Annotated in this window: 16 protein-coding genes; 6 read left to right on the top strand and 10 right to left on the bottom strand. The window is 66.8% G+C overall.

What is annotated here, in order from left to right:
- Positions 1 to 3: 3 nt before the first annotated feature.
- The 8 genes from BJY26_RS14270 to BJY26_RS14235 are packed head-to-tail and all read right to left on the bottom strand — an operon-like array spanning position 4 to position 11054.
- On the bottom strand, positions 4 to 837 hold the full coding sequence (locus tag BJY26_RS14270; RefSeq protein WP_218852428.1) for an SDR family oxidoreductase: 834 nt from the start codon (positions 835 to 837) through the stop codon (positions 4 to 6).
- 14 nt (positions 838 to 851) lie between these two features.
- The gene (locus BJY26_RS14265; protein WP_179428889.1) at positions 852 to 2792 is read right to left on the bottom strand and encodes a hydantoinase B/oxoprolinase family protein; all 1941 of its coding nucleotides are present in this window, start codon (positions 2790 to 2792) and stop codon (positions 852 to 854) included.
- A gap of 3 nt (positions 2793 to 2795) precedes the next feature.
- A complete protein-coding gene (locus BJY26_RS14260; protein WP_179428888.1) occupies positions 2796 to 4877 on the bottom strand; it encodes a hydantoinase/oxoprolinase family protein in 2082 nt (693 codons plus the stop codon).
- 39 nt (positions 4878 to 4916) lie between these two features.
- Entirely contained in the window at positions 4917 to 5585 is a 669-nt protein-coding gene (locus tag BJY26_RS14255) for an SRPBCC family protein (RefSeq protein ID WP_179428887.1), read from the bottom strand.
- 12 nt (positions 5586 to 5597) lie between these two features.
- Positions 5598 to 8060 (bottom strand): aerobic carbon-monoxide dehydrogenase large subunit, encoded by a 2463-nt coding sequence (cutA, locus tag BJY26_RS14250; RefSeq protein WP_179428886.1) that lies wholly within the window; start codon positions 8058 to 8060, stop codon positions 5598 to 5600.
- Positions 8057 to 8695 (bottom strand): (2Fe-2S)-binding protein, encoded by a 639-nt coding sequence (locus BJY26_RS14245; RefSeq protein ID WP_179428885.1) that lies wholly within the window; start codon positions 8693 to 8695, stop codon positions 8057 to 8059. Before BJY26_RS14245 ends, cutA begins: the two co-directional genes overlap by 4 nt.
- Entirely contained in the window at positions 8692 to 9615 is a 924-nt protein-coding gene (locus tag BJY26_RS14240) for an FAD binding domain-containing protein (RefSeq protein ID WP_179428884.1), read from the bottom strand. Before BJY26_RS14240 ends, BJY26_RS14245 begins: the two co-directional genes overlap by 4 nt.
- Positions 9612 to 11054 (bottom strand): uracil-xanthine permease family protein, encoded by a 1443-nt coding sequence (locus BJY26_RS14235; protein WP_179429982.1) that lies wholly within the window; start codon positions 11052 to 11054, stop codon positions 9612 to 9614. Before BJY26_RS14235 ends, BJY26_RS14240 begins: the two co-directional genes overlap by 4 nt.
- A gap of 156 nt (positions 11055 to 11210) precedes the next feature.
- On the opposite strand from BJY26_RS14235, the gene BJY26_RS14230 reads away from it, so the two are divergent.
- Complete coding sequence (locus BJY26_RS14230) at positions 11211 to 11705, top strand: kinase (protein ID WP_179428883.1); 495 nt, start codon at positions 11211 to 11213, stop codon at positions 11703 to 11705.
- A gap of 143 nt (positions 11706 to 11848) precedes the next feature.
- Here BJY26_RS14230 and BJY26_RS14225 read toward each other — a convergent pair whose 3' ends face one another.
- Positions 11849 to 13537, bottom strand: a complete 1689-nt coding sequence (locus tag BJY26_RS14225; RefSeq protein WP_218852426.1) for a PucR family transcriptional regulator — start codon at positions 13535 to 13537, stop codon at positions 11849 to 11851.
- Positions 13538 to 13668: 131 nt separating this feature from the next.
- On the opposite strand from BJY26_RS14225, the gene BJY26_RS14220 reads away from it, so the two are divergent.
- The 3 genes from BJY26_RS14220 to BJY26_RS19175 are packed head-to-tail and all read left to right on the top strand — an operon-like array spanning position 13669 to position 17552.
- A complete protein-coding gene (locus tag BJY26_RS14220; protein ID WP_179428882.1) occupies positions 13669 to 14565 on the top strand; it encodes an oxamate carbamoyltransferase subunit AllH family protein in 897 nt (298 codons plus the stop codon).
- Entirely contained in the window at positions 14547 to 16043 is a 1497-nt protein-coding gene (locus BJY26_RS19180) for an AllF/FdrA family protein (protein WP_237248801.1), read from the top strand. Before BJY26_RS14220 ends, BJY26_RS19180 begins: the two co-directional genes overlap by 19 nt.
- 48 nt (positions 16044 to 16091) lie before the next feature.
- Positions 16092 to 17552 (top strand): YlbE family protein, encoded by a 1461-nt coding sequence (locus BJY26_RS19175; RefSeq protein ID WP_237248802.1) that lies wholly within the window; start codon positions 16092 to 16094, stop codon positions 17550 to 17552.
- A gap of 9 nt (positions 17553 to 17561) precedes the next feature.
- Here the strand turns inward: BJY26_RS19175 and BJY26_RS14210 are convergent, their stop codons facing one another.
- Positions 17562 to 18218 (bottom strand): MBL fold metallo-hydrolase, encoded by a 657-nt coding sequence (locus BJY26_RS14210; protein WP_179428881.1) that lies wholly within the window; start codon positions 18216 to 18218, stop codon positions 17562 to 17564.
- Positions 18219 to 18325: 107 nt separating this feature from the next.
- On the opposite strand from BJY26_RS14210, the gene uvrA reads away from it, so the two are divergent.
- Both uvrA and uvrC read left to right on the top strand, forming a co-directional pair.
- On the top strand, positions 18326 to 21217 hold the full coding sequence (uvrA, locus tag BJY26_RS14205; protein ID WP_372465320.1) for an excinuclease ABC subunit UvrA: 2892 nt from the start codon (positions 18326 to 18328) through the stop codon (positions 21215 to 21217).
- Entirely contained in the window at positions 21210 to 23096 is a 1887-nt protein-coding gene (gene uvrC / locus BJY26_RS14200) for an excinuclease ABC subunit UvrC (protein ID WP_179428879.1), read from the top strand. Before uvrA ends, uvrC begins: the two co-directional genes overlap by 8 nt.
- Positions 23097 to 23293: the final 197 nt, after the last annotated feature.

Here is a 23293-nt window from a genome sequence, read left to right as displayed (position 1 = left end):
CTGTCAACCTAATGTCTTCGGCCGGGCTTCGGTGATGTCGAATTCTGACGGGTCCGGCTCGGAGTACCCGTCAACATCTGCCGGAGATCGGCCGGCCAACAGATCGGCAAGTGCGTGCGCCGGCCGCCCGAGCAGCCACCCGGCGACGCCGCCGCCGATTGCAAACCCGGTCGTGTCGTAAAACTCGAACATCGCGGCCAGCCGCGAGCCGGGGCCCGGGCCGTCCGCCTGATCTGCCGCCTCGTCTCCGGCCGGCGGGTGAACCCGGCGGATATCGACGGGTACGCCGTAATGCGCGCCGCACGCTGCGGCAAGTTCGGCGACCGACAAGGCCTCGGGGCCGCCGAGTTCGTACGTGGCGTTCCGGTGCCGCCCCGTCCCGTCGGCGAGCATGCCCGCCGCTACTGCCGCGACGTCGTCCAGGTCAATGAACGCGAACCGGGAATCGGGACTGTAGGGCAGCTCGATGGCGTGCGTATCCCCGCCGATGACGCCCGCGAAATTCTGGAAGTACGCGCACGGCTGCAGGATCGTCCAGTCCAGACCGCTGGCGCGCACCAGCCGTTCGGCCTCGGCCTTGGCCAGGTGGTGCGGCATTTCCGGGCAGTAGGGCCACGCCACCGAGTGGTAGACGAACCTGCCGACGCCGGCCGCCCGCGCCGCCTCGAGAGCGTCCTCGACGAGACCCGGCTCGTCCGGGTGCAGGTTCGGCGCGATGAAATACACGGCGTCGACCGGCGGAAACCGGTAGGGGCGCGGCGCGGCGCACGCATCCAGTCCGGCGTCGCGGACGGCGCGAATGATCGCCCGGCCGGTCTTTCCGCGTGCGCCGGTCACCGCCACAGCCGCCATCAAACGAAGTCGACTTCCGCGCTGGTGCGTCCGCCGGACAGGCGTGCATAGCCGGGGCCGCGGTCGAAGAACGGCCGGGGCTCGTCGCCGGGCCGGGCCAGCTGCTCGCGGAGCCGGTCGGAGGCCGCGACGTCGACTGCCGGGTCTTCGTCCGGCCCCGTCACGACGACGCCGTACGAATCGCGAGCCGCGGCACGGGATACCTTGCGCCACCGCACGTCCCGCACGACCTCGTCGTACGGCCGGGTGAGCGGATCGCCCCATCCGCCTCCGCCGGTCGTGCGGATGCGGATGATCTCGCCGGCTGCGACGGGTTCGTCGTCGCACAGCGCGTCGACTGTGCGTTCGTGCGGGCCGTCCGGGTCGATCGTCACCTGGAACGGGGTGCCGGCCTTGCCGCCTTTGACACCCCAGCAGGCCAGGATCGACCGGTCGGCGATCGACATGAAATGCGCGTCCTTGAGCATGCGGATGCGTTTTTCGTAGCCGAGCCCGCCCCGGTACCGGCCCGGGCCGCCCGAGTCGCAGGCAAGGTCGAGCGCTTCGACGAGGAACGGGAAACGGCTCTCGGTGAATTCGCTGGGTAGGTTCCGCGAATCCGGGACGACGTGGATAGTGTCCTCGCCGTCGGCATAGTGCCGACCGCCCGAGCCGCCGCCGAGCACTTCGCGCATCAGGTACGGTTTGCCGTCTGCGTCGTCGCCGTAGACGCCCGTGTACCGGATGGTTTCCTGGTCGGCGGGCATATTACCGTCGACTGCCTTGGCCACGGTGCCGGCCAGCACACCGAGGAGCCGCAGGATGACGAACGTGCGGGCGTTCGTCGGAGCCGGGAACACCGGAGTGAGAAGCGTGCCCTTTTCCGGGAACCGCATTTCAATGAGCGGGATGATTCCTTCGTTGACGTCGAGTTCGGCCATCCGCTCGGGGGTCGCGGCCAAGTTCCGGAGGATCGGCGCCAACCATTTGGCCAGGAAATTCCCGTCGGCGTAATCGCCGCAGTGGTTGATGGGCCCCGCCGCCTGCGGACCGGTACCGGTGAAGTCGAGGATGAGCCGTTCGCCGTCGACGTCGTCCGGCGCCGTCTTGGTCAACGTGATGCGCTGCGTGTGCAGCCGGGGCTCGTCGACGCCGTCGTGTTCGGCGTAGTCCTCCCACACATAGCTCCCTTCCGGGATCTGCGACAGGATCTCGCGACGGTAGATGTCCGTGGTGGCGTCCATCATCGCATCGAAGCACGATTCGATGCTTTCCACGCCGTAGCGCTCGAACATTTCGGTCAAACGCCGCGCACCCATCAGACAGGCCGAGCATTCGGCGTCCAGATCGGCGGCCAGCGAGTCGGGCATGCGTGAATTCCGGGTCATGATGCGAAGCGCGGACTCGTTGCGCACGCCCTGATCCCATAGCTTGATGGGCGGCACCATGAGCCCTTCTTCGAACACGCTTGTCGCATGCGAGGGCATCGATCCGGGCACGCCGCCGCCGATGTCGTCGTGGTGTCCGAACGCTTGCACGAACGCGACGACCTCCTCGGCGCCGTCCCGCGTGGCGAACACAGGAACGGTCACGCACAGGTCCGGCAGGTGGCCGATGCCGCCCTCGGACAGGTAGACGTCGTTATGAAAGAAAACGTCGCCGGGTCGCATGGTTTCGAGCGGAAAGTCCCTGGCCACCGGGTGCACGAGCGCCGAGTACGACCGGCCGGTGAGCTTGCGGAGGTTCCGGTCGTGGATCCCGGCGCGGAAATCGTGGGCATCGCGGATCATCGGCGACCGGGAGGTGCGGGAAATGGCGGTTTCGACCTCGTGTTCGACGCTTGCCAGGAAGCCGGCGACGATCTCGACAAGAATGGGGTCCGGATCTTCGGCGTCGACGGGCGTGAGCCGGTACGGTTTGCCCGTGAACGTGGTGACCGTCTTTGCCGGGGTATCGGACATGGCTTAGGCTCCTTTGCTGATGGTCAAATTGCCGAACCGGTCGACGACGGCAGTGAATCCGGGGTGCAGCGGCACCGTGGACGAGAACTCCTCGATCACTGCCGGTCCCGTGACAACGTCGCCGTCGCCGAGGAGTTCGCGCGAATACAACGGCACGTCCGACCACTCGTCGAAGTAGGCGCGCCGGGTGCCGGTGCGTGCGGCGTCGGCGCCGTGCCCGGCCGGGATGGTCGCCGGCTCCGGCCGCGGGATCGGCCCGATTCCGGTCACGCGCACGTTGACCCATTCGACGTGTTGCGAAGGATCGCCGCGAAAGTCGTAGCCGTACAGGTCGCGGTGGGCGTCGTGGAACGTTTCGGCAGCGGCATCCATCAGCGTCGCATCGACGGGGCCCTCGCCGAGGGGCACGCGCACCTCGTACGCTTGGCCGACGTACCGCAGGTCGGCGGTGCGAGCGAACCGGTGTTCGGACTTCTCGAAGCCCTCGTCGGTCAGAGCCGTCGCCGCTTCGGTCGACAGCGATTCGACGATCCCGGCAAGCACGCCGGCGTCCAGCCGGTCGTGACGGCTGACGTACGTCTGCACATAATCGTTGCGCACGTCGACCGTGAGCAGCCCGTATGCGGATAGGTTGCCGGGATTGGCGGGCACCAGCACGCCGGCCAGTCCGAGCACGTCGATCAGGCGGCAGGCCAGGAGCGATCCGGAGCCGCCGAACGTGACGAGCGTGAAGTCGCGGACGTCGAGCCCGCGCCCCACGGTGATCCGGCGCAGGGCGTTCGCCTGGTTCCATGCCGAGACCTCGAGGATGCCCCCGGCGCACTCTTCCCGGCTGAGTTTCAACTCCCGTGCCAATTCGTCGATGCCCGCGGCTGCGGCGTCCCGGTCCAGCGGGATCTCGCCGCCGAGCAGATGCGGCGGGATCCGCCCCAGCAGCACGTGCGCGTCGGTGATCGTCGGCTCCGTGCCTCCGGCGCCGTAGCAGATCGGCCCCGGGTCCGCGCCGGCCGAAGCCGGGCCGACCCGCAAGGTGCCCTCCGGCGTCGTCCAGGCGATCGAACCGCCGCCGGCACCGACGGTGACCACGTCGATCATGGGGATCTTCGACGGGTACGCCCCGATCGTGCCCTCCGTCGTGAGCGCCGGCTCGCCGTCCACCACGACGGTCACATCCGTCGACGTGCCGCCGCCGTCGCAGGTCAGCACCCGGTCGATGCCGGCGGCCTTGGCCACGACTGCGGCGCCGAGCGCGCCGGCCGCCGGCCCCGACAGCACTGTGGTGATGGGCTGGTGCACGACTTCACGTGCCGACAGGACGCCGCCGTTGGACTTCATCACGTAAAACGGCACATCGCGTGCCGTGCCGGCCTCGCCCGTGTAGTCGCGGAGGCGCTCGGCGATGTGCATCACGTAGTCGCGGATACTCGGTTTGACCGCCGCGTCCACGAGCGTCGTGATGGACCGTTCGTATTCGCGGTATTCGCGCAACACCTCGCTGGAGATGCTGATGGTGGCGTCGGGCATCTCCTCGAGCACAATGCGGCGCGCCCACTCCTCGTGCACCGGATTGGCGTACGCGTGCATGAGGCAGATGCCCAGAGTCTTGATGCCGGCCGCGGCAAAGAATCGCGCGGCGGCACGCACGTCGTCCTCGTTCAGCGGGCGCAGCTCTTTGCCGGTGTAGTCGAGGCGACCGCGAATGGTGCGCACCCTGTCGGCCGGCACGATCCGGTCGGGCTTGACCCAGAAATACGAGTTGCCGTACCCGTCGGGCACCGACTGGCGGGCGATCTCCAGCACGTGCGGATATCCCTCGGTGGTGATGAATCCCAGGTCGTCGACCTTGCCCTCGAGCAGCCTGTTCGTGGCGACTGTCGTGCCGTGACTGACGGCCGTCAGCGCATCGCCGGTCAGGCCCGCCTTCGCCAGCACCTTTTCAATGCCGTCGAGGAACCCGACCGCCGGGTCGGCCGGGGTGGACGGCGTCTTGGTGGTGACGATCTCGCCCGAGGCGAAATCGACGCCGACGATGTCGGTGAATGTGCCGCCGGTGTCGATTCCCACCCGGATGCGTCTTGGTGCCACTCGTACTCCTTGGTTGTGCGGAAGGGGGATCGGCGTCGGTCAGCGCCGACGGCCGACAAGGCCGCCGACGGCCACGCCGGCCAGGGCGATCACGGCGCCGGCGAGCATTCCGGCCGCGAAGCCGCGTTCGGACGCCGCGCCGGTCACGGCGGGCATCGCTGCCGGGCCGCGGGCGTGTACTCCCTGGGTCTGCAGCGCCCGATCATCGGGGGCGGCGGCCTCGGCAGCGCCGGACGCCGTGTCGCCCGGGGCCGGCATATCGGGGATGCCGCCCTCGATCACTTCGTCCACGGTCGTGAAAAACACTCCCGCCATCTTTTTGGCCACGCCGGTGATCATGCGTTGGCCGACACCGCCGACCATGCCGCCCACGACGGCGTCCGCCTCGTAAGTCAGCGTGGTGCCGCCGTCGTCGGTCGGGGCCAGCCGCACCGTGACGATGGCCTTCACCGTGCCGGGCGCTCCGGCGCCGGACGCCGTCATGACGAACGAGTCGGGCCGCGACTGTTCCGACAGCGTGACCTCCCCGGTGAAGCTGCCCTTGATCGCTGCCACGCCTGCCACGATGGTGGCCGTGTAATGGTCGTCGCTGACCCGGTCGAGCGTCTGCACGCCCGGAATGGAGGCGGCAAGCACCTTCGGGTCCTGCAGCGCATCGAACACGTCCGGCGGCGAGGCATGCAGGGTAGCGGTGTCGGCGATCTTCATGAGTTCTCCTTCTTAAGAGCTGAGGCTCGGCAGTTCTCCGCGCTCGTGGGCGCGGCGCAATTCAAAGAGGTCGGACGGCGAGATGGGCATCTTGGTGATCGGAAAGCCCTCGGCGTCCTCAATGGCAGCGGCCACTGCCGCCGATACCGGGATCACGCCCGCTTCGCCGACGCCCTTCATGCCGAGCGGGTTGAGTCCGGACGGCGTGACGGTGTGGTCGATATCGAGGCTTTCGGGCACTTCGGTGGCGTACGGCAGCAGGAAGTCCATGAATGATGCGTTGAGCATTTGCCCGTGCTCGTCGTAGGCGATCTTCTCGTAGAGCGCGCCGCCGATCCCTTGTGCCAGACCTCCGTGCACTTGGCCTTCGACGATGCGCGGATTGATCATATTGCCGCAGTCGTGCACTATCGCATACTTGAGGATGTTGATCTCGGCGGTCAGCGGGTCGGTTTCCACAATGACGGCGTGCACGCCGGACGCGAATGTGGAGCGCGGCGGCGAGTAATAGCCGGTGGCTTCGAGTCCGGGCTGCTCGCCCTCGGCGATCGGCGGCTTCGACATGTCGGTGTCGCCGGTGCTGAACTGGGTGGCCTGCTTGGAGGCCTCGTCGAAGGCATAGCGCAACGGGTTCGACAAGACCGCTGCCACACCCAACGGCATAGTTCCCTCGGCGCCCGGTTCGACGCCGACGGGGCACACGTGTCCGCCGCGCAGTTCGAGTTCGTCCGGCGGCACGCCCAGCGATTTGCCGGCCACCGCCTTCGCCTTGTCGGCAACCATTTGCGCGGCGATGTGGAACGCCGACCCGGACATCACCGCGCCTCGGGAAGCGAAGGTGCCGACCGCATATCCGAACCTGCGGGTGTCGCCGGTGACGATTTCGACGTCGCGGACGTCCACGCCGAGATCGTCGGCAACTATTTGCGCGAAACTGGTCTGGTGACCTTGCCCTTGGGTGGTCAGTCCGGTGGCGGCCTTGACCTTCCCGGACGTTTCGACGACCACGTGCGCGCCCTCGTACGGGCCGGGCCCGGTGCCCTCGACATACGCGCCCACGCCGATGCCGATGCGCCGGCCTTCGGCGCGGGCGGCTTCCCGCCGGGCCGGGAAGTCGTCCCATCCGATCTGCTTTTTGATCTTGTCCATGCCGACCTGATAGTCGCCGGTGTCGTAAATGAGCGGGCGACCGTCCTGGAACGTCAGGCCGAAGTCGTAGGGCATTTCCTCGGGCAGGATGAAATTCGTCTCGCGGACGGCCGTCGGATCCTTTTTCAGGTAGTGCGCAATAGCGTCCATCGCGCGCTCCATGGCGAACACGCCTTGCGGGCGTCCGGCTCCACGGTACGGCGTGACGATGACGGTGTTGGTGTACAGCGAGTACGCGTTCGCACGGAACGACACCGGCTTGTACGGTCCGAGCACCTGCGTCGTTGTGTTGATGATGACTATCAAGCCGTACGGGACGTAGGCGCCGTTGTCGTGCCACAGCGTGAAGTCGAAGGCCAACAACCGGCCGTCGTCGTCGAAGCCGACGGTCACTTCCTGCAACTGTCCGCGTTCGTGCGCACTGGCGATGAAATGCTCGCGCCGGTCCTCCGTCCACTTCACTTCTTTGGAGATGCCGGCCTGCGCCAGTTTCCTGGCCGCCCACGCGACCATCACCTCTTCGGGCCACGGGTGCACGATCTTCATGCCGAACCCGCCGCCGACGTCCGGCGCAATGCACTGGACCTTGTTCAACGGCATGCTGAGTCGGGCCGCGATGGCCGCGCGCACCGACGTGGACGTTTGCGTCGACGTCCAGAACGTGAGCGAGTTCTCATCGGTGTCCCAGCGCGCGTAGACGCCCCGGCCTTCCATGGGCATCGAGGCGGAGCGTTCGATGTCCAGGTTCACGGTGAGCGTGTGCGGTGCCTTCTTCAGTTCGGCATCGACATCGCCGAAACTGTGGTGCAAATGGGCCGCCACGTTGCCGGGGACGTCGTCGTGCACCAGGTTCTGCCCGTCCCGCGCCGTTTCGATGCCCACCACCGGCGGCAGGTCTTCGTACGTGATGTCGACGAGCGCGCACGCATCCTCGGCAACGTATCGGTTCTTGGCGACAACCATCACGATGGCTTCACCGACGTGGTTCACCTTGCCCGGCACCAGCGGATATCCGGTGCGCGGATGGTCGAGTTGCGGGTGCGGGATCAGCAGCGGCATGGCTTCGGCGACGGCTTCGGAGTCGGCCACCAGGTCGTCGTAGGTGAAGACGGCCTCCACGCCGGCGACGTCGAGCGCGGCGTCCACGTTGATGTCAGTGACGATGGCATGGGCGTGCGGCGAGCGCACGAACGCCGCGACGAGCGCGTCGTGGCCGAGATCGTCGAGGTAGCGGCCGTCGCCGACCAGGAGCCGCTCGTCCTCCGACCGGGTGATCGGAGAGCCGAAGCTCGTGGCAGTGTCCCGTTCGGTCCTGGTGGCGGTCATGCCGGGTCGCTCCTTCCGTCGACCGGCCCGGTGGAACCGCGCACCTTGGTTTCGAGAGCCATGTCGGAAATTTCGTAGTCGTCGCCCAGCGGTGAGCCGCCGGCGCGCTCGCGTTTGATCTCGGCGGCGCGCAGCACTGCGGCTTTGATGTTTTGATATCCGGTGCAGCGGCACAGGTTGCCGGCAATAGCTTCGGTTGCTTCTTCGCGGGTGGGGTTCTCGTTGGTCTCGAGATAAGCGGCGATGGTCGTGACGAACCCGGGGGTGCAAAAGCCGCATTGCAGGCCGTGGCAGTCGATGAAGGCCTGTTGCACGGGGTGCAATGTGCCGTCCTCGTCGGGCAGTCCTTCGACTGTGGTGACCTCGTGGCCCTCCAGGGATGCGGCAAGCAGCAGGCACGACCGTACCGGTTCGCCGTCCAGCAGGACGGTGCACGCTCCACACACGCCGTGTTCGCACCCGACGTGTGTGCCGGTCTTGCGCAAATAGTGCCGGATGGCGTCCGAGGCCAGCGTGCGCGAGGGCACGATCACGGTTTGCGGAACCCTATTGAATGTGAACGTCACGGCAATGTGCTGCTCGCCGGTGTCCTCGTAAAGCTCGGCCAGCGTTTGGTCGGTAGTCTTCGCGGTCATGAGCGGCTCCTTTCATGGAAATCGCGAGTGTCCACTGTCATGCCTGCCGCATCGGCGACTGCCGCTCCCAGCACGCGCGCCGTCAAAGCGGCCACCAGCTGAGACCGGTAGTCGGCACTGGCGTGGATGTCGGCATCGGTGTCGACTATGTCGCGGGCACTGTCACCGGCCCGGCTCAGCCGCGCGTTGAGTTCCGGGTCATCCGGCGCCGTCCCGCGCAAGACGTCCGAGAAGTCGTAGCGCCTGCCCATGTCGCCGGCCGAGATGTATGTGGCGGCGGCGTCGTCGATGACGGCGTCGGACCCGGAACCCGACAGCCGGACACGGGCCGCGACGCCGGCCATGGCGTAATCGCCGTGCCGGCGGGCAAGCTCGTCGATGGCGGTCCCTTCGCCCCGTGATTGCCGCGGCACCCGCACCGCAACAGCCAACTCGTCTTCGGCCAGCGCCGTTTCTAGCGGGCCGAGGAAGAAGTCGTCGACCGGAATGGTGCGACGGCCGCGAGTGGACACGGCGTGCACTTCACCGCCCAATAAGGTCAGGACGGCGGGCATTTCCGAGGCCGGGTCGGCATGGGCGATCGAGCCGACGGTCGTCCCGCGGTTGCGGATTGTCGGATGGGCGACGTGGGCCAGTGCGCGGCCGAGAAGCGGAGCGGCGTCCGACGCACGCTTGTCGCCCAGCAGCGCCGTGTGACGGACCAGCGCGCCGAAGGTGACGGAGTCGGCCGCCACGTCGATGGCGTCCAGCCCGGGCAGCTGATTGATGTCGATCAGATCGGCCGGCGCCGCGAGCCGCATGGACAACAGTGGAATGAGCGACTGACCTCCGGCCAGAACCTTTCCGCCCGTTCCGGAAAGGGTTTCGCACGCTTCCTCCAGCGTGGCCGGCCGGTGGTACGTCAGCGGAGAGGGCTTCATTGACGCGAACCCGTCCCTTCCTCGGCAGTGTCGTCGTTGTCATCGTCAAGCGTGTGATGGCCTTCGCCGGTCAACGCGACGCCTACCGCTTCGGACTTCAAATGCGCCGGGGCGATGGCACGGCAGACGTGGTACATCACGATCACGACGATGGTGCCGAGCGAAATGCCGCTGAGCGAGAAGGAGTCCGAGAATTTGATCGACGTGTCGCCGATGGCGATGATCAGGCCGGCCGCGACCGGGACCAGGTTGAGCGGGTTGCCGAAGTCGACCTTGTTCTCCCGCCAGATCTTGGCGCCCAACAGGCCGATCATGCCGTAGAGCACGACGGTGATGCCGCCGAGGACTCCGCCCGGTGTTGCGGAGATGAGCGCGCCGAACTTCGGAGACAACCCGAAGAGGATTGCGACTATTGCCGCTACCACGTATGCGGCCGTCGAGTAGACCTTGGTGGCTGCCATGACGCCGATGTTCTCGGCGTAGGTGGTGGTGGGGGAGCCGCCGAACGAGCTGGCGATGACGGTGCCCAGGCCGTCGGCCGCCAGCGCCCGGCCCATCATGGGGTCGAGATCCTTGCCGGTCATTTCGGCGACTGCCTTGACGTGTCCGGCGTTCTCGGCGATCAGCGCGATGACACCGGGCAGCACCAGGACTACCATTGCCATGCTGAACGACGGGGCGTGGATGCCGACGACGCCGTTGGAGTCCGACATCGGCGGAAGGCCGAACCATGCCGAGTTCGTCACGCCGTCCCAGTTCACGCGCAAATGCTCAGTCACCTTGCCGGCGCCCGCGTCGAAGGCCGTGATCGGGCCGGAAATGAGATCGAGGATCCAGGACAGCACGTAGCCGAGGACCAGCGACAAGAAGATGGCGATGCGGCCGAGGAAGCCGCGCAGACCGACGCTCATCAGGATCAGAGCGACCATCACTATCAGTGCGACCCATTGGTCCTGCGGCCAATACGTATTGGCGACCACGGGGGCCAGGTTGAAGCCGATCAACATGACAACAGCGCCCGTGACGACCGGCGGCAGCACCTTGTAGACGATACGTCCGCCCAGGAAGTGCACGATGATGCCGACGACGCCCAGGACGGCACCGCTGACCAGGATGGCGCCGGTGACTTCGGCGCTGTCGCCGCCTTGGGCGCGGATCGCCGCGACGCCTCCTACGAATGCTGCGGATGTGCCCAGATAGCTCGGAATGCGCCCTTGCACGATGAGCAGGAACACGATGGTGCAGATGCCCGAGAACATGACGGCCAGCTGCGGGTTGAGCCCCATGACGATGGGAAAGACGAACGTCGCGCCGAACATGGACACGACGTGTTGCGCGCCGAGCCCGATGGTGCGGCCCCATCCCAACCGCTCGTCGGGGGCGACCACGTCGCCCGGCCTGATTGTCTTACCGTCGCCGTAGAGCTTCCAGATCGGCATGTCCAGCCCTTCGTTGCGCTTGTCCGATGTCGTGCCGGTCCGCGGCGCGGACCGGGGTGGCGTGAACGTGGCGGGTGTCACATCCAGTTGTTCGAACGCTATCGCACGGCTGCCGACTCCACGTGGTGGAAACCTGCCAACGAGGCGGGCGGCGACTTGTCAGCTTTACCGGATCGGCTTATCGGCGTGCCGGAGGGTGTGTCGATCCGATCTGCTCGTCCACGCGGGGTGGCGATCGTCGGCCAAGATCAGCTGCGCCGACAGATCCTGCACGTACGAGACCGCCCCGAGAACCTGGCCGTCGCCTATATCGGGCTGTCCGCCCGATACGCACTGAATGCTGGTCTGCATGTCGTGATCGAAGGCATCTTGTCCGAGGAAATTTACGGCGACATGCTGCGACAACTGATCGAGGACCATCTGGGCGTCACTCGCTGCTACCGGTATGAGGTGAGCTTTGACGAGACATTGCGCCGACACGCCACTAAGCCGGATGCCGACGAATTCGGCGAGACGGAGATGCGGCAGTGGTGGCGTGATTCCGATGAGCTCACGGGAGCGGATGAGGCGCTCATTCCCGCTGAGTACTCTCTGACGGACGGGGTGCTGCGGGTGCTTGACGACTGCGGCTGGACCGACGGCAGGTTGTGATTGCGCCGGCGAGCGTTCAGTCGCCGGTGGTAGATCGTGAGATGTCGCGACGCTTGGATGCGCGGTGCTGCACCGAGCGGTCCAACTCCTTAAACTCTCCCTCAGCCCAATCGAGGAAAGCTGCGGCCGACGCGGCCGAACGGTCAGCGGCGCAGTCCGCGCATGGCCAGGATCTTCAGCGCCAGTGACAGGTCCAGCCGCAGGCCGGGCTTCGTCGTGAACGGGCCGAGGACGCGTTCGAGCTTGGCAAGCCGGTAGCGCAGCGTGTTGTAGTGGAAATGCAACGTGCGGGCGGTCTCGGCAACGTTGATATTCGTCGCAAGAAGCAGGTCGAGGGTCCGCCGGAGGTCCCGAGCTTCATCGGTGTCGTCGGCGAGCTCGCGCAGCGTCTCCCGCGCAAACGACTCGAGTTCGGCCTGATCCTCGACCAGACTGAGCAGCCGGTACACGCCGAGCGCGTCGAAATGCGTGACGGATTCACCGCCCGCCACCTGCCGGCCGACCCGAACCGCCGTCGCGGCCTGGGAGTACGCAGTGGGAATCTCGGCCGGACTGTCGCACGAGCGGCTCATACCGACGCTGAACGGTTTGCGGCCACCGCCGCCGCGTCCGCGCACGGTGCGGACCAGGTCGTTGATCTTGGCCTCGCTGCGTTCGCGCGTCTCGGCGCCCAGAATAATGACTGTCTCGGTGCTGAGAGCAACGACCGCGGCACCCGAGTCCCGGTGGGCCAAGGCGCCGGCGATTGCTCCGGCCTGGCGTTCGACGAGCGGACGACGCGTGGACGACGTGTCGTCGTCGAGGGCGCCGGGATCGGGCTCGACCACGACGACCATGAGTGGCCTGTCGAAGTCCCAGCCGAAGTCCCGTGCGTGGGCGATCGTCTGCTCGGCGGAGCCGGCCCGTCCGACGGTGAGGTCGCGGACGAAGTCGGCCTGGTATTTGTCCTCGACGGCCGAGACGGCCAGATCGCGGGTGGTGACGAGGGCGCACACGCTTGCGGCGCGATCGAGGGCGAACAGGTCTTCCCGGCCCAGTGTCCGCCCGGTGGCAAACGCGGCAAGTCGCCCGTGGTCGGTATCGCCGGCGCGCACCCCGACGATGGCCGCCGACAGCGACGCATCCTCGGAGTCGGCCGGCACCGGGTGGGCACCGAGCGCGCCGTCCAACGATTCGGTGCGCAGCCGCCCTGTGTCGTCGAGCGCGGGCGACGACCGGACGACGTCCAGCTTCTCGGGCGCGCCGGCCGCCGTGATCTGCCGGCCGTCCGGCGTGGTGACGAGTGCCGCCACGTTCAGCTCGTGCGCCAACGCCTCGGTCACGGCCGGCAGCCCGCCGCCGGCCAGAACCACGTCAACAAGCCGGCGTTGCAGGACGTCGGCCTGATTCATGGTGTGCACATGCCGGTTCACCAGGTCGATCGACCCCTCGGTGAGGATGTCGTCGAAGGAAACACCGGACGGAAGCGAGACGACGGGGAACCCGAGTCGTTCGGCTGTCTCGAGCGATGCGGGCGGAACCGTGTCGATATACCTGCCGAGTTTGATGCCGATGCCTGCGACGCCGCGCGTGTGCAGCGCCTCGATCACCGAGGTGAGCCTGTCGGGCGAGTGCCGGATGGCGTACCCGGCCGTCAGCAGGAATTCACCGGGCCGGGTCCATCGTTCGATGTCCGGCACTTCCATTACGTTGAACCGGGCCACTTCGCGGGTCAGCCCATCGGAACCGGCAAGGATGTCGCTTCCGGCCAGCACCGAGGTCTCCAACAGGCCGGAAACCGTCATCCGACCGGGTGGGTCATCGGCAGCCGTGTGACGAACCGGCGTAGTCATATGTGTGTCGACCCTCCGAGATTTGGCAACTTTCTACATACTAGCCGCCGGTCGCGTCGCCTAGCTTGGCAGTTGCGGCGGGCCCACCCGGCTCGCCCGGACGCGAGAGGAGAGCCGACATGCACCGGGACATGCCCGCAGTCGTTCACGCTGCACGATTCTCCTCCCGTCTGGCTGCGGCAATGCACGCGCGGCACGGCGGACGCGTCATGATCGCGTCGGCGGCCGCCGCGTATGCCTCATTGCAGGACGGCACGGTTGTGGCGCTGGTGCGCCGCGACGCCGACCCACCACCCACGGCCGTCATAGTGCCGCAGGTGCCCGATATGTCGCAGCTGGCGCCTCATGCGGCGGCGCTGACCTTGTCGCCCGGCGGCCTGGTCGTCGGCGGTGCGGAAATCACCGCAGCCGACTGGTGGTCGCCGAGGCAGGTCGTGCAGGCGCGCCCGGACGGCGACGCCGCGGCATTGCTACGCCGCTTGCGCCGAAGCACTCCGCAGTCCGATTTCGAAGCGGAACTGACAAATACCGTCGTCCGGCGCATCGACGAAGCCGCCGCACGGTGGGCTCTCGGCGACGGGGCCGGCAGCCGAACGTCGCTACTGTCGATCCTCGGGCTCGGCCCCGGATCGACACCCGCGGGGGACGACGCGATCGCCGGCTTCCTGATCGGTCTGCGTGCGTTCGATCGGCACGCATTCGACGGAAGCGACAGGCTGGACGACGTCGCCTCCGATATCGCCGGCACGGCACGCACCCGGACCACGACGGTGAGCGCGGGGCTCCTGCGCGAGGCCGCCGACGGGTACTGCGCGCCCTCCCTCGGCCGGGCAGTTGACGCCCTCGCTGCAGACTTCGCCGGCTCGGCATTGCAGCGTGAAAGATTGCTGGCCGGGCTGCTGGCCGTCGGACACACGTCCGGCTCCGCTACCGCTGCGGGTCTGCTTGCGGCAATCCGCTGCGCCGGCACGCACGCCTCGACCCACTCACCACACACAGTTAGGACATCATGGGCACCACTCACGTAGAGGTCCGCACCGGCACGTACCACGATTCGGTGACACTGCTGCGGATCAGCAAGGACATCGCGGCGCTGCCCGGCATCCGCGCCGCGCAAGTGGCAATGGGGACTCCGCTCAACGTGGATGTCCTGGCCGGCATGGGATTCGACGTGCCCCGGGTCGGACCGGACGATCTCGTGATCGCGCTCGAATCGGAAGACGCGGGGGACCCCGGTGCCGGGGCGCCCGGCGATACCGGCTTCGACGAAGCGCTCGGCGCCGTGGCCGACCGCTTGGCGCGCCGCGGCTCGGCGACGACGGAGGACAAGCGCCAGCCGCCGCGCACCGTCGGCGCGGCAATTGCGGACAGCGATGCCCCGCTCGCGCTGGTGTCGGTGCCGGGGTCCGGGGCCGCGGCGGAGGCCTGGGACGCGCTTGAACGCGGCATCAGCGTCATGCTGTTCAGCGACAATGTGGAAGTGGCCGATGAGATTGCCTTGAAGGACGCGGCTCGCGACAAGGGACTCCTCGTATTGGGACCGGACTGCGGCACGGCGCTGATCGGGGGAGTCGGACTGGGGTTCGCCAATGCAGTACGGCCGGGCGAGATTTCGCTGGTGGCGGCATCCGGGACCGGCGCCCAACAACTGATGACGTTGCTGGACGCCGCGGGGATCGGCGTGCGGCACTGCCTCGGCGTCGGCGGCCGCGATCTGGGCGCGGACGTGCGCGGCCGCGGCGTCCTGGCCTCGGTGGACGCGCTGTCCCGTGACGAGGGAACACGGCACACGGTGATCGTGTCCAAACCGGCCGACGCCGCGGTCGTGGACGAAGTCGACGCCCACGCTCGCCGTCTCGGCCTGCCGGTCACGTGGGCGGTGCTCGGTCCCGGCCATCCCGATCTGACCGAGACGGCCGAAACGATTTGCCGCGAGACCGGCGTCGAGCCGCCCGCGTGGCCCCGTTGGAACCCTGCCGGAGAATCCGCGCCGTCCCGCTCCGGGGCGTTGCTCCGCGGGCTCTATGCCGGCGGAACGTTGTGCGGGGAAACGGCCACGCTGGCATCGGAACGGCTGGGCTCCATCGACTCCGGCGCCGCCGCGTCCGGACCCGGCGCGCTCAGGACGGCATTGGCTTCGGGCGGACACGCCGTGATCGACTTGGGCGACGACGCCCTGACCATCGGACGAGCGCACCCCATGATCGATCCCGAGCTGCGCCTCGAGATGTTCGACGACGCAGTCCGGGATCCTCGCGTGGGCGTCGTCCTGATGGACGTCGTGCTGGGGTACGGCGCTGCGGCGGATCCGGCCGGCGACTACTGCGACGCGATTGCACGCGCCCTGGCCGATCGGAGCGACCTGTCGGTGATCGTGTCACTGATCGGCACGGCGCACGATCCGCAAGGGTTCGCGGGCCAAGCCGAACGTTTTGCCGCGGCCGGTGCGCACGTGTACGCCTCGAACGCCGAGGCCGCGCGCGCCGCAGTGTCGTCCGTCGCGTGACGGGTCGATTCCCGCCCGCACCACCAACTAGACAGAATCGAGCAGACAATGAGTGATCAAGCGACAGGCTCGGCGCCGTCCGTCGACAAACTCCTGACCGGCCCGACGTCCGTCGTCACGGCCGGGGTGGACATCTTCGACGACGCGCTCGCCGCGCAAGGCGTGCACGTCGATGCCGTGGACTGGCGCCCGGCAGTGGACGGAACGACGGACGACGTGAACGCCGTGGCGCGCGACCGGCGCCGTGAAGAAGCGAACCGGCGCGCTCTGGACGCCATGAAAGCGGCCGGAGCCGTGTTGACCGACGTCCGTCCGGCGAGTGACGCCCTCGGGCTACGGCCGGGAACCTTCCTCCACGCCGGCCCGCCGATCGAATTCGAACGCGCTTCCGGCCCGCTGACCGGCGCACTGATCGGCGCCATGATCTTCGAAGGTCTTGCCGGCTCGGCCGAGCACGCCCAAGCACAGCTCACGGCCGGCGCACTCGATTCCGGCGAACCGATAGTGCTGGAGCCGTGCCACCACCATTCGGCCGTCGGCCCGATGGCCGGGGTGATCAGCCCCAGCATGTGGTTGTTCGAACTGACCGACCCCTCGTCGTCGCGGCGCGCATACAGCTCGCTCAACGAAGGACTGGGCAAGGTGCTGCGCTACGGGGCCTACGGCGACGAAGTGATCGAACGGTTGAACTGGCTGCGCGATACCGTCGGGCCGCTGCTGGCCAGGGCGGTGCGGCGGCGGGCCGAGTCGGACGCCGGACCGATCGACGTCCGGAACATTTCCGCGCAAATGCTGCAGATGGGCGATGAAGGGCACAACCGCAACCGCGCCGGCACCATGATGTTCGTGCGCGAACTGATTCCGGAGCTTCTCGATCTCGGAGCGGACGCCGCAGACGTGGCCGCCGTTGTCCGTTTTGCCAATACGAACGACCACTTCTACTTGAACCTGGTCATGCCGCAGTGCAAGCTGACCACCGATGCCGGACGGGACGTGCCGGGCTCGACGATCGTCGTAGCAATGGCCCGCAACGGCACGGATTTCGGCATCCAGGTGTCCGGCACGGGCGATACGTGGTTCACCGGACCGGCGCAAGTGGCCGACGGGCTGTTCCTGGGAAATTACGGCCCGGACGACGCGAATCCGGACATCGGCGACTCGGCCATCACCGAGACCGCCGGCATGGGCGGCTTTGCGATGGCCGCGGCGCCGGCGATCGTGGCGTTCGTCGGCGGCGATGAGAACACGGCACGCGATACGACGAGCCGGATGTACCAGATCACCGCGGACGAACACCCGGTCCTGCAAATTCCGTCGATGGGGTTCCGCGGCGTGCCGTTCGGCATCGATGTGCTGCAGGTGGTCAAGAGCGGCATCCTGCCGCAGATCAATACCGGCATCGCCGGCCGCGTGGCGGGAACCGGTCAGGTCGGCGCCGGCTTGGTCAACCCGCCGATGGACTGCTTCACGGGGGCGATCCGGGCCCTGTCCGCGGCTGCGGAGCAGTGAGCCTGTCGGCTACCAGCCGCGTTCGCGCCACTCCTCGAGGTGCGGGCGTTCGGCGCCGAGGGTCGTGTCGTCGCCGTGCCCCGGGTACACCCACGTGTCATCCGGCAGGCCTGCGAAGACACGGCTCTCGAGGTCGTCCATCAATGAGGTGAAGTCGTCACGCGTCGTCGTCTTGCCGGGCCCGCCCGGGAACAGGCTGTCGCCCGTGAAAAGATGCGCGCTTCCGCGTGGATCGCGGTAGAGCAACGCAATGGAACCGGGCGTGTGGCCGCGAAGGGCGATCACCTGCAGCGTGGACTCGCCGAACCGGATCTCGTCGCCGTTGTCCAGGCGGTGGTCGGGAGTCACCGGCAGGTCCGCGGCGTCCGGTGCGCCCGCCAAGGTCGCAGCCCCGGTGCCGGCGGCGACGTCCGGTAGCGCCCGATGATGGTCCCAGTGCCGGTGCGTCGTGATTATCTGACCGAGCCGGCCGGGCTCGCCGATCAGTGCCCGGATCGCGTCGGCATCGTCGGCGGCATCGATCAGCACTGCGTCGCCCGTCGCCCGGTCCGTCAGCAGGTACGCGTTGTTGTCCTCGGCCGATACGCTCGCTTTCACGATGGTGAGTCCGTCGAGTTCGCGCGTTTGGGGCCTTCCGGTCAGTTGTCCCGTGTACGAATTAGCCATACTCCGAAACTACCCGCCTTGCCCCGACCCCACCGCCGAGAGGTGAATGGGCGCCCGGAATTAGGTGCGGTGTCGGTGCCGGGATCTAGAGTAGACACGTGACCACAGTGAAGTCCGAAAAGTCCCGTACGACTCCGTCCAAAGCCGGCTCGCTGACCGATTCGCTCAGCGTGCGCGGCGCCCGCGAACACAATCTGCGCGGCGTCGACATCGATATCCCGCGCGATTCGATGGTGGTGTTCACCGGCCTGTCCGGATCGGGCAAATCATCGCTCGCTTTCGACACCATCTTCGCCGAGGGGCAGCGGCGGTACGTCGAATCGCTGTCGGCCTACGCCCGGCAGTTCCTCGGTCAGATGGACAAGCCCGACGTCGACTTCATCGAAGGCCTGTCGCCGGCCGTCTCGATCGATCAGAAATCAACGAGCCGTAACCCGCGGTCGACGGTCGGCACCATTACCGAAGTGTACGACTATCTGCGCCTGCTGTGGGCGCGTGCCGGCATCCCGCACTGCCCGGTCTGCGGCGAGGAAATCGCCCGGCAGAGTCCGCAACAAATCGTCGACCAGTTGCTCGATCTGGAAGAGGGCAGCAGGTTCCAACTGCTTGCGCCGGTCGTCCGCGGCCGCAAGGGCGAGTTCGTCGACTTGTTCGCCGAGCTGCAGTCGAAGGGGTACGCGCGCGCCATCGTCGATGGTGAGCAGATCACCTTGAACGATCCGCCGAAGCTGGAAAAGCAGGTCAAGCACACCATCAGCGTCGTGGTCGACCGGCTCGTCGTGAAACCGTCGGCACGTCAACGCGTGACCGACTCGGTCGAGACCACCCTGGGCCTGGCCGGCGGCCTTGCCCTTGCCGATTTCGTCGATGCGCCGGCGGATTCGCCGGAGCGCACCCGCCGGTACTCCGAACATCTGGCGTGCCCAAACGAACACCCGCTGAGTCTCGACGAGATCGAGCCGCGCACGTTTTCGTTCAACTCGCCGTTCGGCGCCTGTCCCGAGTGCAGCGGCATCGGCACCCGGCTCGAGGTCGACGAGGATCTGCTCGTGCCGAACACCGATCTGAGTATCAGCGAGGGCGCCATTGTGCCCTGGTCGATAGGCCCGGGTACCGCAAAATACTTCAACAGGCTCGTCGAAGCACTGGCGAACGACATCGGGTTCTCCATCGACACGCCGTGGAAGAAGCTCAAGGCCTCGGCCCGCGCGGCCATCTTGAACGGCAAGGACTATCAGGTGCACGTGCGGTACCGGAACAGGTTCGGCCGCGAACGCGCCTATACGACGGGGTTCGAAGGCGTCGTGTCGTACGTGCACCGCAAGCACGGCGAAACAGAATCGGACTATGCCCGCGAACGCTACGAGGGCTACATGCGGCAGGTCGCTTGCCCCGTGTGCCGCGGCACCAGGCTCAAGCCGGAAACCCTTGCCGTGCTGCTGGGCGGCAAGTCGATTGCCGAAGTGTGCGCCTTGCCGATCGACGAATCTGCCGAATTCCTGGCAAATCTGACGCTCTCCAAACGCCAGGCCACCATCGCCGCGCAGGTCATGAAGGAGATCAACGCGCGGCTGGGCTTCCTGCTGGACGTCGGATTGGACTACCTCTCGCTGGACCGACCGTCGGGTTCGCTCTCCGGCGGCGAGGCACAACGCATCCGGCTGGCCACGCAGATCGGGTCGGGACTCGTCGGCGTCCTGTACGTGCTCGACGAACCGTCGATCGGCCTGCATCAACGCGACAATCATCGACTCATCGAAACTCTCACGCGCCTGCGCGATCTCGGCAATACGCTGATAGTCGTCGAGCATGACGAAGACACGATCCGCACCTCCGATTGGGTCGTCGACATCGGGCCCGGCGCGGGCGAGCACGGCGGCAAGGTGGTGTATTCCGGCCCGGTCGACGGACTGCTCACGGCCGACGAATCAATCACCGGTGCCTATCTGGACCGGCGAGAACGCATCGAGATCCCGGCGGTGCGCCGCCCGGTCGACCCGGCTCAGACCGTCACGGTGATCGGCGCGCGGGAGAACAACCTGCAGGACATCACTGTCGAATTCCCCCTCGGCGTCATGTGCGCCGTCACCGGGGTGTCGGGGTCCGGTAAGTCGACGCTGGTCAACGACATCCTCTACATGTCGCTGGCCAATCAACTCAACCGTGCCTCGCACGTGCCCGGCAGGCATAAAACCATCTCGGGCGTCGACAAGCTCGACAAGGTCGTCCATGTCGACCAGAGCCCGATCGGCCGGACGCCGCGGTCGAACCCCGCCACTTATACCGGCGTGTTCGATCACATCCGCAAGCTCTTCGCCGAAACGACGGAGGCCAAAGTCCGCGGCTACCTGCCCGGCCGGTTCTCGTTCAACGTCAAAGGCGGCAGGTGCGAGGCCTGCCACGGTGACGGCACGTTGAAGATCGAAATGAACTTCCTGCCCGATGTGTACGTGCCGTGTGAGGTCTGTCACGGCGCCCGGTACAACCGCGAGACGCTCGAAGTGCATTTCAAGGGCAAGACCATCGCCGACGTTTTGAACATGCCGATCGAGGAGGCAGTCGACTTCTTCGGCGCCGTGCCGCGCATTGCTCGCCATTTGACGACGCTCAACGAAGTCGGGCTCGGCTATGTGCGGCTCGGTCAGCCGGCGACAACTCTCTCGGGGGGCGAGGCACAGCGGGTGAAGCTCGCCTCCGAATTGCAGCGACGTTCGAAGGGACGGTCGATCTACGTCCTCGACGAGCCGACCACGGGCCTGCATTTCGACGACATCAAAAAGCTTTTGGCGGTCTTGCAGGGCCTCGTCGACAAGGGCAACACGGTGCTGATCATCGAGCACAACTTGGACGTCATCGCCAACGCCGATTTCGTGATCGACCTCGGCCCGGAAGGTGGCCGCGGCGGCGGGCGCGTCATCGCTCAAGGCACCCCGGAAGAGGTGGCGGCGCAGCCGGGGAGCTATACGGGCAAGTTCCTCTCCGAGGTTCTCGGTGGCTGATCCGAAGACTTACCGGCCGAAGACCGGCGAGATACCGACCCGGCCGGGCGTCTACAAGTTCCGAGACGCGCACCGGCGGGTGATCTACGTCGGCAAAGCCAAGAATCTGCGATCCCGGCTGACGTCGTACTTCGCCGATCCGGCCGGGCTGCATCAGCGCACCCGCACCATGGTGATGACGGCGGCCGGCGTCGAATGGACGGTCGTCGGCAGCGAGATCGAAGCGTTGCAGCTCGAATACACGTGGATCAAGGAATTCGACCCGCGGTTCAATGTGCGATTCAAGGACGACAAATCGTATCCGTACCTGGCCGTCACCCTTGGCGACGAGGTGCCGCGGGCGCAGGTAATGCGCGGCAAAAAGAAGAAGGGCACGAAATATTTCGGCCCCTACACGCAGATCTGGGCCATTCGTGAAACCGTCGATCTGATGCTGCGCGTGTTCCCGATCCGCACGTGCTCGAACGGCGTGTTCAAGCGGGCTCAGCAATCCGGGCGGCCCTGCCTGCTGGGGTATATCGACAAATGCGCGGCGCCGTGCGTCGGTCGCATCTCGGTCGAGGACCACCACCGGATGGCCGAGAACTTCGCGGATTTCATGTCGGGCAATACCGGCAGGTTCCTGCGCGACCTCGAGGACAAGATGAAAGCCGCGTCGGCGGCCCTCGACTTCGAGCAGGCAGCAAAACTGCGGGATGACTTGTCGTCGTTGAACAAGGCGTTGAGCAAGAGCGCAGTCGTGCTTCCCGATACGACCGACGCCGATATCTTCGCCGTTGCGGATGACGAGCTGGAGGCGTCGGTGCAAGTGTTCCACGTGCGCGGCGGACGCATTCGCGGGCAGCGCGGTTGGGTGGTCGAGAAGACGGACGACGTGGACCGCTCCGAACTCGTGGAGCAGCTGCTGCAGCAGGTATACGGCGACGCCGAGCCGTCGTCGGTGCCACGCGAGGTGCTGGTGCCGGATCTGCCGACCAATCTCGAACAGATCGCACCGTGGCTTGCCGGACGCCGCGGCTCGCACGTTGACGTGCGGGTGCCGCGCCGCGGCGACAAACGGTCGCTCATGGACACCGTCAAGCAGAACGCCGAGCACGGGCTCGTGCTGCACAAGACGCGTCGTGCCGGTGATCTGACTTCGCGCAGCCAAGCGCTGCAGGAGATCCAGGAGGCGCTGGACCTGCCGGATGCGCTGTTGCGCATCGAATGCTTCGACATCTCCCATACCGGCGGATCGAACGTCGTCGCATCGATGGTCGTGTTCGAGGACGGATTGGCACGCAAGTCCGAATACCGGCGCTTTTCCATCCGCGGTGACGCCGCACGCGATGATACGGCCAGCATGTACGACGTGCTGTCGCGGCGATTCCAGCGCTACCTGGAAGCAGAAGCCGAAGCGCTCGACGGTCGGGAGAGCGAAGCCCCGGCCAAATTCGCGTACCCGCCGAACCTCCTGGTCGTGGACGGCGGCCCGCCGCAGGTGTCCGCCGCCGTCCGGGCGCTGTCCGACCTGGGCATCACGGACGTGCAGGTGTGCGGGTTGGCCAAACGGCTCGAAGAGGTGTGGCTGCCGGGGGAGGAGTTCCCGGTTATTTTGCCGCGCGCCAGCGAGGGTCTCTACCTCTTGCAGCGGCTGCGCGACGAGGCGCACCGGTTCGCCATCACGTACCACCGTTCGCGCCGGGCGTCGGCCATGACCCGCAGCGAACTCGAAGCGATCCCCGGGCTCGGTGCGGCCCGGCAAAAGGCGCTGCTCAAGCACTTCGGGTCGGTGAAAAAGATTCGCGCGGCAAGCGTCGATGCATTGGCCGAGGTGTCCGGCGTCGGCCCGAAACTTGCCGAGACAATTGCCGAGACCCTGGCCGGCGACGAAGAATAGTTTATTGCTAATCTCGACTTTGCCTAGGTAAAAAATGTCGACGATCTGACAAAGGCGTGGTTTGCTCTGCAGTCCTCTCCCCGTGAGTTGTATTTGCATATCGGTCATCGCAAGACCGGTTCGAGCTATATTCAGTCCAGTCTCGCACGCAGCGCCGAAGCGTTGGCCGATGTCGGTTTCCGATACCCGGAAGGGCG

Origin of the sequence: Spelaeicoccus albus (assembly GCF_013409065.1) — a bacterium.
GTDB lineage: Bacteria > Actinomycetota > Actinomycetes > Actinomycetales > Brevibacteriaceae > Spelaeicoccus > Spelaeicoccus albus.
The sequence above is the reverse complement of the archived record's forward strand: the minus strand, read 5'-3'. Positions and strand labels throughout refer to the sequence as shown.

Excerpts from the sequence above, each read along its gene's own strand:
- BJY26_RS14265 (WP_179428889.1), bottom strand. The coding sequence starts at position 2,792 with ATGTCCGATACCCCGGCAAAGACGGTCACCACGTTCACGGGCAAACCG.
- BJY26_RS14255 (WP_179428887.1), bottom strand. The coding sequence starts at position 5,585 with ATGAAGATCGCCGACACCGCTACCCTGCATGCCTCGCCGCCGGACGTG.
- cutA (WP_179428886.1), bottom strand. The coding sequence starts at position 8,060 with ATGACCGCCACCAGGACCGAACGGGACACTGCCACGAGCTTCGGCTCT.
- BJY26_RS14245 (WP_179428885.1), bottom strand. The coding sequence starts at position 8,695 with ATGACCGCGAAGACTACCGACCAAACGCTGGCCGAGCTTTACGAGGAC.
- BJY26_RS14240 (WP_179428884.1), bottom strand. The coding sequence starts at position 9,615 with ATGAAGCCCTCTCCGCTGACGTACCACCGGCCGGCCACGCTGGAGGAA.
- BJY26_RS14235 (WP_179429982.1), bottom strand. The coding sequence starts at position 11,054 with ATGCCGATCTGGAAGCTCTACGGCGACGGTAAGACAATCAGGCCGGGC.
- BJY26_RS14225 (WP_218852426.1), bottom strand. The coding sequence starts at position 13,537 with ATGACTACGCCGGTTCGTCACACGGCTGCCGATGACCCACCCGGTCGG.
- BJY26_RS14220 (WP_179428882.1), top strand. The coding sequence starts at position 13,669 with ATGCCCGCAGTCGTTCACGCTGCACGATTCTCCTCCCGTCTGGCTGCG.
- BJY26_RS19180 (WP_237248801.1), top strand. The coding sequence starts at position 14,547 with ATGGGCACCACTCACGTAGAGGTCCGCACCGGCACGTACCACGATTCG.
- BJY26_RS19175 (WP_237248802.1), top strand. The coding sequence starts at position 16,092 with ATGAGTGATCAAGCGACAGGCTCGGCGCCGTCCGTCGACAAACTCCTG.
- BJY26_RS14210 (WP_179428881.1), bottom strand. The coding sequence starts at position 18,218 with ATGGCTAATTCGTACACGGGACAACTGACCGGAAGGCCCCAAACGCGC.